The sequence below is a fragment of the Vulcaniibacterium thermophilum genome (assembly GCF_007923255.1).
Classification (GTDB): Bacteria; Pseudomonadota; Gammaproteobacteria; order Xanthomonadales; family Xanthomonadaceae; genus Lysobacter_F; species Lysobacter_F thermophilum.
This window is the reverse complement of sequence record NZ_VOHJ01000005.1, coordinates 76,450-92,251: the sequence shown is the minus strand read 5'-3', so window position 1 is coordinate 92,251 and position 15,802 is coordinate 76,450. Positions and strand designations below refer to the sequence as shown.

Sequence of the window (15,802 nt, the reverse complement as noted above, 5' to 3'; positions counted from 1 at the left end):
CGCCGTCGCACGGGCGGGCCACAATGGGGCCCGCGCCGCGCGCGTCCAGTGCCGCGCGCGCCGCCATTGCCGGCCGTGTCCGGCCGCCTTCCGGAGACCTTCGCATGAAAAGCCGTGCCGCCGTCGCCTTCGCTCCGGGCGCGCCGTTGCGCATCGTCGAGATCGACGTCGAACCGCCGCGCCGCGGCGAGGTGCTGGTGCGCATCACCCACACCGGCGTGTGCCACACCGACGCGTTCACGCTCAGCGGCGACGATCCGGAAGGCGTGTTTCCCGCCGTGCTCGGCCACGAAGGCGCGGGCGTCGTCGTCGAGGTGGGCGAGGGCGTCGCCAGCGTGGCGCCGGGCGATCACGTGATCCCGCTGTACACCGCCGAATGCGGCGAGTGCCTGTTCTGCCGCTCCGGCAAGACCAACCTGTGCGTCGCCGTGCGCGCGACCCAGGGCAAGGGCCTGATGCCCGACGGCACCACGCGTTTCTCCCACCAGGGCCAGCCGATCCACCACTACATGGGCTGCTCGACCTTCAGCGAGTACACGGTGGTGGCCGAGGTCTCGCTGGCGAAGATCGACCCGCAGGCCGACCACGGGCAGGTGTGCCTGCTCGGCTGCGGCGTGACGACCGGCATCGGGGCGGTGCGCAACACCGCGAAGGTGCAGCCGGGCGATTCGGTGGCGGTGTTCGGCCTAGGCGGCATCGGGCTGGCGGTGATCCAGGGCGCGCGGCAGGCGAAGGCGGGGCGCATCATCGCCGTCGACGTCAATCCGGCCAAGTTCGAACTGGCGCGCCGCATGGGCGCCACCGACTGCGTGAATCCGAAAGATCACGACAAGCCGATCCAGCAGGTCATCATCGAGATGACCGGCTGGGGCGTCGATCATTCGTTCGAGTGCATCGGCAACGTGCAGGTGATGCGCGCGGCGCTGGAGTGCGCGCATCGCGGCTGGGGGCAGTCGGTGATCATCGGCGTGGCGGGCGCCGGCCAGGAGATCAGCACGCGGCCGTTCCAACTGGTCACCGGCCGCAGGTGGATGGGCACCGCGTTCGGCGGCGTGAAGGGCCGCAGCGAGCTGCCGGGCATGGTGGAGCAGGCGATGCGCGGCGAGATCGAGCTGGCGCCGTTCGTCACCCACACGATGCCGCTGGAGCGCATCAACGAGGCGTTCGAGCTGATGCGCGAAGGCAAGTCGATCCGCAGCGTCATCCATTTCTGAGCGCACGGGGGGGCGATGCAGCGCATCGAACACCGCGCCTGTTTCGGCGGCTGGCAGGACGTCTGGGAGCACCGCGCCGACACGCTCGGCACCGCCATGCGCGTCGGCGTCTACCTGCCGCCGCAGGCGGCGTACGGGCGCTGCCCGGTGCTGTACTGGCTCAGCGGCCTGACCTGCACCGAGCAGAACTTCATCACCAAGGCGGGTGCGCAGCGCTACGCCGCCGAGCATGGCGTGATCGTGGTGGCGCCGGACACCAGCCCGCGCGGCGCCGGCGTGCCGGATGCCGACGGCTACGACCTGGGCCAGGGCGCGGGCTTCTACCTGAACGCCACGCAGCCGCCGTGGTCGGCGCACTACCGGATGCACGACTACGTGGTGCACGAACTGCCGGCGCTGATCGAGGCGCACTTTCCCGCCGACGACGCCCGCGCGATCAGCGGCCATTCGATGGGCGGGCACGGCGCGCTGGTGCTGGCGCTGCGCAATCCCGGGCGCTATCGCAGCGTGTCGGCGTTCGCGCCGATCGTCGCGCCGACCGAGGTGCCGTGGGGCCGCAAGGCGTTCGCGGCCTATCTGGGCGAGGATCCGGCGGTCTGGCGCGAATGGGACGCGTGCGCGCTGGTCGCGCAGGCGCGCGAGCGCCTGCCGCTGCGGGTCGATCAGGGCGAGGCGGACGAGTTCCTGGCGACCCAGTTGCAACCCGAACGGCTACGCGAGGCGTGCGCGGCGGCGGGGCATCCGCTCACGCTGCGCCTGCACCCCGGCTACGACCACAGCTACTACTTCATCGCCACGTTCATCGGCGAGCACGTCGCCTACCACGCCGCCGCGCTGCGCGCCTGACGCGCCGGCTCAGGCGGTGGTGACGTCGCGCAGTTCCCAGCCGCTGCCCGCCAGCAGGCGCAGGCGGTGCTTGAGGATGTCGCCCGGCAGCGCGGTGGTGACGAGCAGGTTGATGTGCAGGTCGTCCTGCTCGCCGCGCACGGTCGCGGCCGGATCGGTGGCGCCGAGCGCCGGATCGACGTCGTCCGGATCCTCCTGCTGCGCGCGCCAGCGTTCGAACAGGGCCGGCTCGCGCAGCGCGCGCTGCAGTTGCTCGGCGAACTCCTCGGCACCGTGCGCGGTGAAGGACAGCGCCGGGTCGCTGCCGCGCGCGCGGGCGCCGTCGGGAAGACGCAGGTAGTAGCGGATCGCCATCGGGGCCTCCTGGTTCGACCACAGCTTCAGCCTAGACGCCGGCCCGCGTAGCGGCAATGAAGCCCGCGCCATCGTTCCCGCGCACGCGGGAACCCCGCGCCGTTGCACGATGGCTTGCCGCCAACGACACGGGCGCTGTCCGCGGAACGCGCCGGCGCGACCCGTGACCGGCGCGGCGGCGTGGAATCCGCCTCAGTCTTCCGGATGGTCGTGGCCGAAATGCGCGCCCTTCGGGCAGTGGCACACCGCGGTGGGGCCGTACTCCAGTCCGAACGTCTGGCCGTCGCGGTGGCGCTGCCAGTAGAAGTGCGGCGCCTTCTCGCCCTTGTTGCCGATCTCCGCCATGTCCGCATCGACGTCGAACAGACGCCCGTCGACCATCACGTAGCGGGTGTCGATGGTGGCGCGGATGTTCTCCAGCGGATTGGCGTTCAGCACCACCAGGTCCGCCTGCTTGCCGGGCTCGAGCGAGCCGATCTGCTTCGCCAGGCCCAGGTAGTCGGCGCCGTCGATGGTCGCCGCGCGCAGCGCCTCGAAGTTGCTGAAGCCGCCCTGCGTCAGCATCCAGGTCTCCCAGTTGGGCGAAAGGCCCTGCAGCTGGCCGTGGCCGCCGATCTGGATCTTCACCCCGGCATCGCGCAGCTTCTTGGTGGCCCTTGCAACCTCGATGTGCCAGTAGTCCCAATCGGGCGCGGTCTCGCGGCGGATGCTGCGGGCATCGAGCGTCTCGCGCGGGAAGAAGCGGTTGAGCTTTTTGTCCTCCCACACGTTGTCGCGCGCGTACCACCAGTACTCGCCGGACAGGCCGCCGTAGCTGACCACCAGCGTCGGCGTGTTGCGCACGTCGGTCTGCGACCACAGGCCGATCACGTCCTTGTACAGCGGCGCGATCGGGATGTTGTGCTCGATGCCGGTGACGCCGTCGAGGATCATGGTCATGTTGTGGTGGAAGGTCGAGCCGCCTTCCTCCACGACGAGCATGCCGAGCTCGCGCGCGGCCTGGTCGATCTGCTGGCGCTGATCGCGGCGCGGCTGGTTGTAGCTCTTCACCGAGAATGCGCCGTGCGCTTTCATCCGGCGCAGGTGGCTGCGCGCATCGTCGAGCGAGTTCACCACCGCCTTGAAGTCGCCGTCGGCGCCGTACAGGATCGTGCCGGTCGAGAACAGGCGCGGGCCGACCATCTTTCCGGCCTTCAGCAGCTCGGCCTGCGAGAACACGAACTCGGTGCTGGCCGACGGGTCGTGCATGGTGGTGATGCCGAACGCGAGGTTGGCGTAGTAGGCCCAGTTCTGCTGCGGGATCACGCCCTGGCCGAAGTTGGCCGAGTGCGCGTGCACGTCGATGTAGCCCGGCACGATGGTCTTGCCGCGGGCGTCGATCACCCGCGCGCCGGCGGGCACCTGCACCTGCGCGGACGGGCCGACCGCGACGATGGTGTCACCCTTCACCACGAGCGTGCCGTCCTCGATCACCTCCTGCGTCTTCTCGGCATCGCGCATGGTCACGATGCGCGCGCCGGTGAAGGCGAAGGTGTCGCGCGGGGTATAGACCTCGGCGCTCAGGCCGAGCGCGACGCCGCCGTCGTTGCTCGGCTTCGGCAGCACCGAAGGCGCGCCGGGCAGGAACGCGAACGCCTGGTTGAGCGGACGCGAGAAGTAGCGGTCGCCGACCATCCAGTGCAGCGACTGCGAGTCCGCGCTCCAGTGCAGGTAGCTGCCGACGTCGGCGGTCACGCGCGTGACCGGCAGCGCCTTGGTGTCCTTGCTCAGCTCGATCGCCTTGCCGAGCGTCGGCATCGGCGCGACGTAGGCGTTGAACAGCTCGGTGAACGCGACCCATTTGCCGTCCGGCGAGATCGTCACCGTGTCGACGTACTTGAGGTCGAACACCTCGCGCGGCTCCTCGCCGTTGAGGCCGACCGACATCAGCTTCTTCTTGAGCCCGCCGCCGGTGAAGTAGTAGACGCGCTTGCCGTCGGCGCTGAACTGCGGGGACTCGCCTTCCAGCGCCACGCGCACCGGCGTGCCGCCGTCGGCGGACATCACGTAGATGCCCTTCTCGCCCGACCACAGCGAGCCGGTGAGACCGCCGCCGCCGGTCTTCGAATACACGATGCGGCGGCCGTCGGGCGAGAAGCGCGGGCCGTAGTAGAAGCCCTTCTCCTGCGTGAGGCGCTTGCCCATGCCGCCACCGGCGGCGTCGCGCACGTAGATCGCGCCCATGCCGGCATCGGACCAGGTGGTGTAGAGCAGTTTGCGGCCGTCGGCGCTGAAGCTGGGCTGGTATTCGTACACGCCCTCGTTGGCGGTGACGCGCTCGGGCCTGCCGTCGGGCAGGCGCTTGCGCCAGAGCTGGCCGAGCGCGTGGAAGATCACCGTGCGGCCGTCGGCGCTGGTGGCGACGTCGCGGATCATCTTCGGCGCGAACGTGCCTTCCTCGATCTTCTGCTCGAACCGCAGCGGCGCGGTCACCGTCTGCTCGACCTCGGCGGTGAACGGAATGTTCGCCGGCGTGCCGCTGGCGATGTCCACGCGCCACAGCTTGCCCTGCGCCCACACCACCACCGCCTTCGAATCCGGCGTCCAGTCGAAGTTGGCATACGGGCCGAAGATCGCCCACGCTTCCTGCTGGTCGTGCGAGAGGCCGTCCCACACCGGGCGCACCTCGCCGCTCTTCAGATCCATCACGTGCAGCACCGACTTGTCGCGGATGCGCTTGACGAAGGCGAGCGACCGGCCGTCCGGCGAGGGCTGCGGACGCACCGCGCCGCCCGGGGTGGCGATCAGGGTGTCGATGCGGCCGGTCTGGCGGTCCAGGCGCTTGATCGCGTAGATCACGCCGTGCGGGTTCTTGTTGTACTGGAACGTCGGACCGGGGCTGACGTCCTCGGAGAAGTACACGTAGCGGCCGTCCGGCGACACCGCCGGCTCGCCGAGATCCTGCTGGTCGTTCTTCTTGGTGGTGAGCTGGATGCCGGCGGTGCCGCCGGCGACGTGGTACATCCACAGCTCGCCCGCGCCCAGCGAGCGCTCGCTGGTGAAGTGCTTGCGGCCGATCAGGTACTGGCCGTCGGGCGTCCAGGCGGGATTGTTGAGCAGGCGGAAGTCCTCCTTCGTCACCTGCACCGGATGGGTGCCGTCGGTGCGGATGCGCCACAGGTTGTTGCCGCCGCCGCGGTCGGAGGTGAACGCGAGTTCCTTGCCGTCCGGCGAGAAGCGCGGTTGCACGTCCCACGCCGGGCCCGAGGTGATGCGGCGCGCGCTGCCGCCTTCGATCGGCAGCAGGTACAGATCGCCCAGCAGCGAGAACGCCAGCGTGCGGCCGTCGGGCGAGACGTCGACGTCGAGCCAGGTGCCTTCGTCGGTGCTGAAGCGCACGGTCTTGGTCGGGCCGTGCGGCGCGTTGACGTCCCACTTCTTGTCGTCGGCCTCGTTCTCGCCAGGCCTGCTGCGGCCCTTGGCGGTCTGCGCGGCGGCCTTGGCCGGATCGGTGCCGGCCGGATCGAGCGCGTCCTGTTCGAGCTGCGCTTGCTTGTCCCTCTCGTCCTGCTTGTCCTTCTTCTCCTGCGGTGCGGGCTGCGGCGCGGGCGGATTCTGTGCGTACGCCGGCGAGGCGAGGGCGGCGGCGAGAGCGAGCGCGAGCAGGTGACGGTGCGGCATGGTTCGGCGACCCGGAGCGGACAAAGAGCCCGAGCGTACCCGCTGCCGCGGCGGCCCGTGTAGGCCGGAAGTCGTGCCGCGCGCGTGCCGGCATCGCGGCAAGGTGCGCGCGGGCGGCGGCGGGACACGTCCCGCCCTTCGCGGACGGCGGGACAAGTCCCGCCCTACGCGTTCTTGCAGCCCCTCTCCCGCTCGGCCGGAGAGAGGTGGGTGAGGGTGCGCCGAGGTGCCGTAGGGCGGGTCTCGACCCGCCCCTCGCGGGCGGCGCCGGGACACCTCCCGCCCATCGGGGCGGCGGCGGGACAAGTCCCGCCCTACGCGTTCTTGCAGCCCCTCTCCCGCTCGGCCGGAGAGAGGTGGGTGAGGGTGCGCCGAGGTGCCGTAGGGCGGGTCTCGACCCGCCCCCTCGCGGCGGCGGCGGGACACGTCCCGCCCCTCGCGGCGGCGCCGGGACACGTCCCGCCCATCGGGGCGGCGGCGGGACAAGTCCCGCCCTACGCGTCCACGGACGCGCCGCGCTGCGGCGCCGGCAGGATGTCGAGCACGAGTTCGGAGGGGCGGCACAGGCGCGTGCCGAGCGGGGTCACCACGAACGGGCGGTTGATCAGCACCGGATGGGCGAGCATCGCGTCCAGCAGCGCGTCGTCGTCCAGCATCGGCGTATCCAGTCCGAGCTCGGCGTAGAGCCGTTCCTTGCTGCGCAGGGCCTCGCGCACGGTGAGGCCGGCATCGGCGATCAGCCGCCGCAGCGTGGCGCGATCGGGCGGCGTGGTCAGGTATTCGATCACGCGCGGCTCGATGCCGGCGTTGCGGATCATCGCCAGCGTATTGCGCGAGGTGCCGCAGGCCGGATTGTGGTAGATCGTGACGCTCATCCGCGCTCAGCCCTCGAACACCGGCGCGTTCTCGGCGGCGAAGCCGACCACCACCGCGCCCTTGCCGACGTTGACCATGCCGGTGAGGCTCATGATGCTCTCGAACACCTCGACGTTGTGCTCGGCACACACCTCGCGCAGGGCGTCGTAGCCGGGCAGGGCGCGCATCTCGGCGAGTTCGCCGCCGTAGGACAGGCTCAGCGTCGGCGTCATCAGGCCGGCGCGCACGCGCTCGGCGGTGAATGCGAACAGCTTCTCCACCGCGGGCTCGAAGCCCTTGAGCTTGGCGGCGGGACTGGTATGGCCGCGGTAGCAGCGCAGCACCGGCTTGATGTCCAGCGCGCTGCCGAGCGCGGCGCTGAACAGGCTGACGCTGCGGTCGCCCTTCTTGCGGGCGCGTGCGCGCAGGTAGTACAGATCGCGCGGCACCATGTAGCCGTGGGTGTGCAGCGCGAGATTCTCCAGCCGCGCGCGGATCTTGCCCACGCCCTCGCCCGCGTTGCGCAGGCGCACCGCCTCGACCGCGCCGACGCCGGCGGCGGCGAACAGGTTCTGGGTGTCGATCACGCGCATCGCGAACGGCGTGACGATGCCGGCGGCGGCGCGTCGCTCCTTGTAGCCGTTGAGGATCGCGAAGCTCGCCTGCTGGGTGTTCTCGTAGACGCCGCTGCGTTCCTTGGTGATGGTCAGGCAGAACACGTGGTCGTAATCGATCACCAGCCGGTCGAGGAACAGCGCGGTGGTCTGCTCGACGGTGAACGGCGTGGTCTCCGCCTCGGCGCCGCGTTCGGCGACGTGCGAATGCAGGAACGCCAGCGTTTCGGCCTCGTCACGATGGTCGACCCGCAGCTCCTCGCCGATCCGTACGGTGATCGGCAGGATGTGGATGTCGTTGGCCTGCAGGTACTTCAGCGGCAGGTCGCACGCGGAGTCGACCACCAGTCCGATACGCATAGACCCTCCCCCGGGCGCGGTGCGGTTGACAGGATAGTGACAAATCCTGCCGCACTCCGCAGTCGGGGTGTGACCCGACGCACCCTTCAGGGCCGGCGGGCCGCCCCGACAGGCAGGGCCGCCAGCCGGCGCATCTCGGGCTCGTCCAGCAGGCCCGGATCGTCCAGCACCGCCAGGGCGAAGTCGTGGGCGTCGTTGCCCCAGAACAGGTGCGGCCCCAGCGCCAGCGTCGGCACCCCGAACACGCCGGCCGCGAGCGCGGCCTCGGTGTTGGCGCGCAGGGCGGCCTTGACCGGCGCCGACGCCGGCGCCTGCTCGTCCAGCCCCAGACGTTCGGCCAGCGGCCGCAGCGCCGCGGGGTCGTCCGCGGCATGCCCCTGCGCCCAGATCCAGTCGAACACCGCATCCACCGCCGCTTCGCCGCAGCCGGCCGCGATCGCCAGCCGCAGCGCCGGCAGCGGATTGAACGGATGCGCCGGCGGAAAGCGCAGCGGCACTCCCGCGCGGCGCGCCTGCCAGAGCACGTGCCGGTAGGTGAACTCGCGTTTGCCGGGAATCTCCGCCGGGCCCTTCTGCCCGCGCGCGTCGAGCACCGCCGCGAACAGGATCGGCACCAGCGTCACCGCGCGCGCCTGCCGCAGCGCCCGGATCCGCGGCCACTGCAGATAGGCGAACGGCGAGACGAAGTCGAAGTACCAGCGCAGCGCGCGTGCGTCCATCGCGGCCTCAGCGCCAAGCGCCCAGGATCAGGCCGTAGAGCACGAACTGCAGCAGGTGGTAGCCGGCGTCGATCAGCCACAGCGTCAGGCTGCGGCCGGCGAAGGCGTAGTTGATCGCGAAGCTCATCGCGACCCAGCCGCCGCCGATCAGCGCGCCGAAGCCGACCGCGCGCGGCAGGTCGGCCTCGGCCGGCAGCGCCGCGGCGAACGCGAGCGCGGCGACGAAGCTGCACACCCCGGCCAGCGCGAACACCGCGCCGGGGTGGCGCTTGGACGGCGCGGCGGGATCGATCCCGGCCTCGCGGCACCAGACGTTCTTGAACAGCGGCCCGTACCAGATGCCGCCCAGCGCGAACGCCGAGGCGGCCGCCGCCAGCACCGCCAGCCAGTTGGGATTCGCCATCATCGCCGTCGTCTCCTCGCTCGTGGGATCGGATCCGGACCGGCGCGGCGGAATCGCGATGGCGATCCCGACCGCGCCTGCGTCTGCCGCCGTCGCGGTGCGGCGGCGTCAGCGCGCGTCCTGCGCAGGATAGGCCCGCGGCAGGCCGCCCTGCTCGGGCGGACGCTGCGCGCGCAGGTAGCGGTCGCGCAGCTCGGTCTGGCGGCTGCGCATCGGCAGCGCGCGGCCGTCCAGCCAGACCTGCAGGGCGACGTTCGCCACGTCCAGCGGATCGCCGCTCCACAGGGCGAGATCGGCGCGCTTGCCGGGCGCGATCGTGCCCAGCTCGCCGGACACGCGCAGCGCCTCCGCCGGCACGCGCGTCAGGCCCGCCAGCGCGTCCTCCCAGGGCAGCCCGTTGGCCACCGCGTTGCCCGCCAACTGGCGGATCTTGCGGGCATTGTGCGAGCCGTCGCCCGCCTGGCTGAAGCTCACCGGCACGCCGGCGGCGCGCAGCCGCGCGGCGTTCTCGAGCGTGGCGTTGATCTGGTCGAAGTCGTTCGGCAGGTTCACCAGCGGATCGACGAACACCGGCACCTTCGCCGCGGCGAGCTGCGGCGCCAGCTTCCACGCCTCGGCGCCGCCGATGATGGCCACCCGCACGCCGTTGCGCTGCGACCAGCGCAGGAGCTGGCGGATGTCGGCCGCGCGATGCACTTCCACCAGCACCCGTCCGCCGCCGCCGAAATACTTCGCCAGCGCGCGGCGGCCGGCGGGCGTCAGCAGCGCATGCGCGGAATCCGGCGGGATGCGGCCGCGCACCTCGTCGAGGAGCTGGTCGAGCAGCATCCATTGGCCCGCGCGCGAGTTGCCGGTCAGCGGCGAGGCATCGCCGCCCAGGCGCACGAACAGCACGCGCGCGCCGACCGGATCGGCGCTGCCGTCGAAGCGCACCACGCCGCCCTGGCCTGCGACGATCGAGCCGCCCGGCGCGGTGCCGGCGCCGAGGACGGTCCAGCCCAGGCCGGCCACGCGCGCGACCGGCACCAGCACCGAGTCGGGGTTGTAGGCGAGGGTGACGTCGAACTCCGGCCGCACCGTCATCTCCTTGGTGGCGGCGCCGAGGGCGAGGGTTTCGTCGCTGGTCGGGCTCTCGCTCGGCACCTCCTCGATGCCGATGGCGGTCACGCCGCCGAACAGCGCCGGCGTGAGCGGGCGACCCTGGGCGTCGAACTCCGGGGTGCCGGCGGGCGCGGCCAGGCCCTTGCCGACGGCGCGGATGCGGCCGTCGTCGATCCACACGTCGGCGCCCTGCAGCGTGCCCTGCGCGGTGGCGGTGTGCACGGTGGCGTTGCGGATCAGCAGATCCTGCCCCGGCCGCGCTGCGGGCTGCTGGGCGGGGGCGGCGAATGCGGCGCAGGCGAGCGCGATCGCGGACGCGAGACGGGCGAGGCGGTTCATCGCACACCTCCTTCGGCGGTCTGGCCCAGCAGGAAATCGGATTTCGGCTGGCGGGCCGGATCGTTGCGGTCGTACAGGCGCGCGCCGTCGACGTAGACCTGCTCGGCCTTGGCGTACACCGAGAACGGGTTGCCGTTCCACACCACCACGTCGGCCATCTTGCCGGCCTCCAGCGTGCCGGTGCGCTGCTCCACGCCGAGCGACTTCGCCGCGTTGGCGGTCAGCCAGCGGATCGCGCGCTCGGGCGGGATGTCGATGCCGGCCAGTTTCGCCTGCGCCATCACCTTGGCCGCCTCCTGGTTGAGCCGCTGGATGCCTTCGGCCGAATCCGAATGCACGATCGCGCAGCCGTTCTGCGGCCGGTCGACCAGCGCGATGTTCTCCTGGATGCCGTCGAACGCTTCCATCTTGAAGCCCCACCAGTCGGCCCACAGCGCGCCGCAGATGCCTTCCTGCGCGAGGCGGTCGGCGACCTTGTACGCTTCCACGCCGTGATGGAAGGCGGCGATCCTGAAGCCGAACTCCTTGGCCAGATCCATCATCACCGCCATCTCGTCGGCGCGGTAGCAGTGGATGTGCACGAGGATGTCGCCGTTGAGCGCGCCGGCCAGCGTGTCGAGCTTGAGGTCGCGCTTGCCGCCGGTGTCCTTCTCGCTGTCGGCGCCGTCGTTGCCGTTCGGTGCGCTCTGCCACCAGCGGCGCTTGGCCGGCGGCTGCTGCCTGGGCTGCATCTTGCGCAGGTACTCGCTGGCGTCGATGAACGCGGCCCGATAACCGGCGACGTTGCCCATGCGCGTGCCCGGCGGCTGGTTGCGGCCGCCGTAGACGCGCTTGGGGTTCTCGCCGCAGGCCATCTTCAGGCCCCACGGCGCGCCCGGGAACTTCATCGCCTGGTAGGTCACCGCCGGCACGTTCTTCAGGGTGACGCCGCGGCCGCCGATCAGGTTGGCCGAGCCCGGCAGGATCTGCAGAGTGGTGATGCCGCCGGCGAGCGCGGCGGCGAAGCCCGGATCCTGCGGCCACACCGAGTGCTCGGCCCACACGTTGGGCGTGACCGGACCGGTGATCTCGTTGCCGTCGCTGTGCGCGTTGACGCCGGGACTGGCGTAGACGCCCAGGTGCGAGTGCACGTCGATCAGGCCGGGCGTGATCCACTTGCCGGTGGCGTCGATCACGGTGGCGCCGGCCGGCGCGGCGAGACCGCGGCCGACCGCGGCGATGCGGCCGTCCTGCATCAGCACGTCGGCGCCGTCGAGGCGCTCGCCGGTGCCGGTCAGCACCACCGCGTTGCGCAGCAGCGTGGGCGGCGCGGCGATCGGCCGGTAGGTGCTCGGGTAGGGGTCCTGCGCGAAGCGCGAGGGCTTGGCGGGCGGCGCGGCGTGCGCCGCGCCCAGCAGCGCGGTGAGCGCGCAGCCGGCCAGCAGGGGACGAAGCATCGGGGTCTCCACGGTCCAACAACCAGTCCCGCACCGTAGCGGCTGGGCCGGGGGCGGCCAACATGACTTTGGTCATGCCGGCCGCGATCGCGCGCACGCCCGTGCCGCCTGCGGCCGCGACGGGTACCCTGTCCCGCGGTTCCCCCACCGTTTCCACTCGATGCGCGAGAAGAACGAGATCGTCAACAACTGGCTGCCGCGCTACACCGGCGTGCCGCTCGACGGCTTCGGCGAGCACATCCTGCTCACCAACTTCGGCGGCTACCTGCACACCTTCAGCCGCCTGACCGGCGCCGAGATGGTCGGCCTCGACCGCCCGATGCCCAGCGCCACCGCCGACGGCATCACCATGATCAACTTCGGCATGGGCAGTCCGAACGCGGCGACGGTGATGGATCTGCTGTCGGCGATCCAGCCCAAGGCGGTGCTGTTCCTCGGCAAGTGCGGCGGGCTGAAGAAGAAGAACAGGCTCGGCGATCTGATCCTGCCGATCGCCGCCATCCGTGGCGAAGGCACCAGCAACGACTATCTGCCGCCGGAAGTGCCGGCGCTGCCCGCGTTCGCCCTGCAGCGCGCGGTCTCGACCATGATCCGCGACCTCGGCCACGACTACTGGACCGGCACCGTCTACACCACCAACCGGCGCGTCTGGGAGCACGACGACGCCTTCAAGGAATACCTGCGCCGGCTGCGCTGCATGGCGATCGACATGGAGACCGCCACCGTGTTCGCCGCCGGCTTCGCCAACCGCATCCCCACCGGCGCGCTGCTGCTGGTCAGCGACCAGCCGATGATCCCGGAGGGCGTGAAGACCGAGGCCTCCGACGCGCGGGTCACGCGCGAGTTCGTCGACAACCACATCCAGGTCGGCATCGAGGCCTTGCGGCTCATCCGTCGCCACGGCAAGTCGGTCCGCCACCTGCGCTTCGACGAGTAGCGATTACACTCGGCGCGGCCCTTCCCGGAGACGCGCCATGGCCGCCCACACCCGCACCGGTAGCTGCCATTGCGGCCGCATCCGCTTCGAAGTGGACCTCGATGCGGATGCGCCCACCGGGAAATGCAACTGCTCGATCTGCAGCAAGCTGCGCCACTGGGGCGCGGCCGTGAAGCCGGACGCTTTCCGCCTGCTGAGCGACGAGGCGGACCTGACCGACTACCAGTTCGGCGCCCACCACGTGCACTGGCCGTTCTGCCGCATCTGCGGCACCCACGTCTTCAGTCGCGGCGAGATTCCGGGTTTCGGCGCGTTCGTCTCGGTGAGCGTGGCGTGCCTGGACGACCTCACGCCCGAGCACAAGGCCGCCCTGCCGGTGCGCTTCGCCAACGGCCGCGACGACGACTGGGGCCATCCGCCCGCGGTCACCGGCCATCTCTGAGCCCGTCTTGCGCGCTGCGACGCGTGACGCCCGCCACCGACGGCGATCGACGCGTTCAGGCACGCGGCTTCGGTCGCGACCGCCAGGCGCGACAGCATGCCTCCCGCTGAAGCCGCGCCCACCCGCACGCCGGATGCGCCGCGGCCCGTCGCGGGCGGTGCGATGGTCGCGCGGCAGACTGTCGTTCCAAGAGGGCAGGCATATGGAACAGGTCATCTATCTCGCGGTGGGCGCATGCCTCACCTGGGCGTTCTACTTCCTCCAGCGCCGCGTCGAGCGGCGCAAGGCCACCGAGGCCATCGAACGCAGCCAGAAGCTGCTGGACCTCAAGCAGGACATGGAGGGCAGCCGCACCAGCATCGAGGAGCTGCGCGAGTTCGAATCGCGCCTGATCGGCAAGGCCGAGACGGCGCTGCAGATCGCCGACGGCTACGTCAGCCAGGCGGAGGCCGTCGCGCGCGAGGCGTTCACCGCGCTGCGCAGCCACGACGAGATGAACCAGAAGGCGATCGTCGAGTTCCAGAGCGTCGATGCGCGCCTGGACGCGCTGGTCGTGCATCTGCGCCAGCAACTGGATCCGGCCGGGCTGGCGGCGTTCGATCGCGCGCATCTGGCGTGGCTGACGTTCCGCGAGCGCTATGCACAGTTCATCGCGCGCTGTTATTCGCAGGGCGCGATCCAGCCGATGATCCACGCCGTCACGTTGGAAAGCCTCACCGCCGCCTACATCGCCGAATTGGAAACGCAGCTCGGCACCTGACCGGAGCGCCCCGCATGGCCGAACCCCGCGAGATCGTCGAGTTCTGGCGAAAGGCCGGATACGCGCGCTGGTTCGCGGTGAATGCCGAGTTCGACCGCGAGCTGGAGTCGCGCTTCGCCGCCGACCATTTCGCCGCCGCCCGCCGCGAGCACGAGCGCTGGCTGGAGGACGCCACCGGCGCGCTCGCGCTGGTGCTGCTGCTCGACCAGGTGCCGCGCAACATCTTCCGCGGCAGCGCGCACGCGTTCGCGACCGACCCGCTGGCGCGGCACTGCGCCGAGCGCGCCATCGACGCCGGCCACGATGCGGCGTTCGAGCCGGCGCTGCGCGCGTTCTTCTACATGCCGTTCGAGCACTCCGAAGATCTGCGCGACCAGCAACGCGCGGTGGCGCTGTTCGAGGCGCTGGGCGATGCGGAGTACCTGCGCTATGCGCTGCTGCATCGCGACGTGATCGCGCGCTTCGGGCGCTTCCCGCACCGCAATCCGCTGCTCGGCCGCACCACGACCGCGGAGGAGCGCGCCTACCTCGACGGCGGCGGTTTCGCCGGCTGAGCGGGCATGCGCGCCGCGCCCGCAAAGACATCCCGCCGCAGAAGCGGCTTCAGTCGCGACGCCTGCGCGCCTTCGGCGCGCGCCCTCGCCCCAACCCCCCATCCGGCCCGCCGCAGCCTGCGGCTCGCAAGCGCGCCTCCTCACCCCGTGCACGGCAGAGCGGCTGCGAAGCGTGGCACGTGCGCCTCTCTGCGCGCGTCACGGCTGCGGTGCCGCGATCGCGCGCCTGCCGGAGCGTTGCCGCCGCGCCGCGCTCAATACCGCGGCACGGCCGGATCGGCGTCGGCCCAGGCGTCGATGCCGCCCTCGACGTTGTAGAGCTCGCGGAAGCCCTTGGCGCGGAAATGCTCGGCGGCCTGCGCGCTGCGTCCGCCGTGATGGCACAGGAACGCCAGCGGCGTGTCCTTCGGCAGCGCCTCCAGCGCGTCCACGCCGCCATCGAGCGTGTCGAACGGCACCGGCGCGCTCGCCAACGCGCGTTCGGCCGGTGGGCGCACGTCGATCAGGCGCAGACGGCCGGTGCGCACGCGCTCGGCGGCCTCGGCCGGCGCGATCGCGCGGACCGGCGCGGGCGCGTTCGGGTTGTGCACCATCAGGCCGCGGCCGCGCTGATCGTCGACCCACTCGATCACGAGGCCGTCGGCGCGCCGCGCGCTCATCCAGTCGGTCTGCACGCGCACGCCTTCGACCTCGACCGCGAGCGCGTGCGGATCGACCGGCGCGAGCTGCAATCGCGCGTTGTAGCGCGCGTCCACGTCCAGCCGCACCGCGTACTCGCCGCCCGCGTTGGCGATCGCCGCGCGCAGTTGCTCGGCCGCGGCCGGCGTGATCGAAAGCTTCGGCGGGCTGCGGTCCGGCGCCGGCAGGCCGAGCAGGGCGTGCAGCTCGCCGCTGCTGGCGAGCTGCTCGACGATATCGCTGCCGCCCACCAGCTCGCCGCGCACATAAAGCTGCGGAATGGTCGGCCACTGGCCGTAGAGTTTGATGCCCTCGCGGATCTCCGGATCGGCCAGCACGTCCACGTGCGCGTACCCCTCGGGCAGCAGCGCATCGAGAATGCCGGCGGCCTTGGCCGAGAAGCCGCATTGCGGCGCCTGCGGCGCGCCCTTCATGAACAGCACCACCGGGTGCGACTGCAGCAGGGTTTCGATGCGCGAGCGCAGGGCGGGATCGAGCGACATGAAGGACGGACCGTGCGGGAAAGGCGC

Annotated in this window: 15 protein-coding genes; 6 read left to right on the top strand and 9 right to left on the bottom strand. The window is 71.4% G+C overall.

Annotation, left to right across the window (positions count from 1 at the left end; genetic code table 11):
• Positions 1 to 104: 104 nt before the first annotated feature.
• Positions 105 to 1,214 (top strand): S-(hydroxymethyl)glutathione dehydrogenase/class III alcohol dehydrogenase, encoded by a 1,110-nt coding sequence (locus FQY64_RS03785; protein ID WP_146472382.1) that lies wholly within the window; start codon positions 105 to 107, stop codon positions 1,212 to 1,214.
• A gap of 15 nt (positions 1,215 to 1,229) precedes the next feature.
• Positions 1,230 to 2,060 carry an S-formylglutathione hydrolase gene (fghA, locus tag FQY64_RS03780; RefSeq protein WP_146472381.1) on the top strand — a complete coding sequence of 277 codons (831 nt, stop codon included), beginning with the start codon at positions 1,230 to 1,232 and terminating at the stop codon, positions 2,058 to 2,060.
• A 9-nt stretch (positions 2,061 to 2,069) separates the two neighbouring features.
• On the opposite strand, the gene FQY64_RS03775 is transcribed toward fghA, so the two are convergent.
• From FQY64_RS03775 to FQY64_RS03740, 8 genes are all read right to left on the bottom strand, one after another.
• Positions 2,070 to 2,414 carry a hypothetical protein gene (locus FQY64_RS03775; RefSeq protein ID WP_146472380.1) on the bottom strand — a complete coding sequence of 115 codons (345 nt, stop codon included), beginning with the start codon at positions 2,412 to 2,414 and terminating at the stop codon, positions 2,070 to 2,072.
• Positions 2,415 to 2,606: 192 nt separating this feature from the next.
• Positions 2,607 to 6,074, bottom strand: coding sequence for an amidohydrolase family protein (locus FQY64_RS03770; RefSeq protein WP_146472379.1), 3,468 nt, complete (start codon positions 6,072 to 6,074; stop codon positions 2,607 to 2,609).
• A gap of 494 nt (positions 6,075 to 6,568) precedes the next feature.
• A complete protein-coding gene (gene arsC / locus FQY64_RS03765) occupies positions 6,569 to 6,949 on the bottom strand; it encodes an arsenate reductase (glutaredoxin) (protein WP_146472378.1) in 381 nt (126 codons plus the stop codon).
• A gap of 6 nt (positions 6,950 to 6,955) precedes the next feature.
• Complete coding sequence (locus tag FQY64_RS03760; protein WP_146472377.1) at positions 6,956 to 7,903, bottom strand: DegV family protein; 948 nt, start codon at positions 7,901 to 7,903, stop codon at positions 6,956 to 6,958.
• 86 nt (positions 7,904 to 7,989) lie between these two features.
• Entirely contained in the window at positions 7,990 to 8,622 is a 633-nt protein-coding gene (locus FQY64_RS03755; RefSeq protein WP_146472376.1) for a 2-hydroxychromene-2-carboxylate isomerase, read from the bottom strand.
• Between the two features lie 7 nt (positions 8,623 to 8,629).
• A complete protein-coding gene (locus FQY64_RS03750) occupies positions 8,630 to 9,028 on the bottom strand; it encodes a DUF1761 domain-containing protein (RefSeq protein ID WP_146472375.1) in 399 nt (132 codons plus the stop codon).
• Between the two features lie 105 nt (positions 9,029 to 9,133).
• Positions 9,134 to 10,465, bottom strand: a complete 1,332-nt coding sequence (locus FQY64_RS03745; protein ID WP_146472374.1) for an amidohydrolase family protein — start codon at positions 10,463 to 10,465, stop codon at positions 9,134 to 9,136.
• Positions 10,462 to 11,901 carry an amidohydrolase gene (locus FQY64_RS03740; RefSeq protein ID WP_146472373.1) on the bottom strand — a complete coding sequence of 480 codons (1,440 nt, stop codon included), beginning with the start codon at positions 11,899 to 11,901 and terminating at the stop codon, positions 10,462 to 10,464. The genes FQY64_RS03745 and FQY64_RS03740 overlap by 4 nt, the downstream gene beginning before the upstream one ends.
• Before the next feature lie 160 nt (positions 11,902 to 12,061).
• On the opposite strand from FQY64_RS03740, the gene FQY64_RS03735 reads away from it, so the two are divergent.
• From FQY64_RS03735 to FQY64_RS03720, 4 genes are all read left to right on the top strand, one after another.
• A complete protein-coding gene (locus tag FQY64_RS03735; RefSeq protein WP_146472372.1) occupies positions 12,062 to 12,838 on the top strand; it encodes an AMP nucleosidase in 777 nt (258 codons plus the stop codon).
• Between the two features lie 37 nt (positions 12,839 to 12,875).
• Positions 12,876 to 13,280, top strand: a complete 405-nt coding sequence (locus tag FQY64_RS03730) for a GFA family protein (protein ID WP_146472371.1) — start codon at positions 12,876 to 12,878, stop codon at positions 13,278 to 13,280.
• Positions 13,281 to 13,482: 202 nt separating this feature from the next.
• Positions 13,483 to 14,040 carry a lysozyme inhibitor LprI family protein gene (locus FQY64_RS03725; protein ID WP_186760841.1) on the top strand — a complete coding sequence of 186 codons (558 nt, stop codon included), beginning with the start codon at positions 13,483 to 13,485 and terminating at the stop codon, positions 14,038 to 14,040.
• 14 nt (positions 14,041 to 14,054) lie between these two features.
• Positions 14,055 to 14,594: a DUF924 family protein gene (locus tag FQY64_RS03720; RefSeq protein WP_146472369.1), complete on the top strand. Its 540-nt coding sequence runs from the start codon at positions 14,055 to 14,057 to the stop codon at positions 14,592 to 14,594.
• Positions 14,595 to 14,848: 254 nt separating this feature from the next.
• On the opposite strand, the gene grxD is transcribed toward FQY64_RS03720, so the two are convergent.
• Positions 14,849 to 15,775, bottom strand: coding sequence for a Grx4 family monothiol glutaredoxin (gene grxD / locus FQY64_RS03715; protein WP_146472368.1), 927 nt, complete (start codon positions 15,773 to 15,775; stop codon positions 14,849 to 14,851).
• Positions 15,776 to 15,802 lie beyond the last annotated feature (27 nt).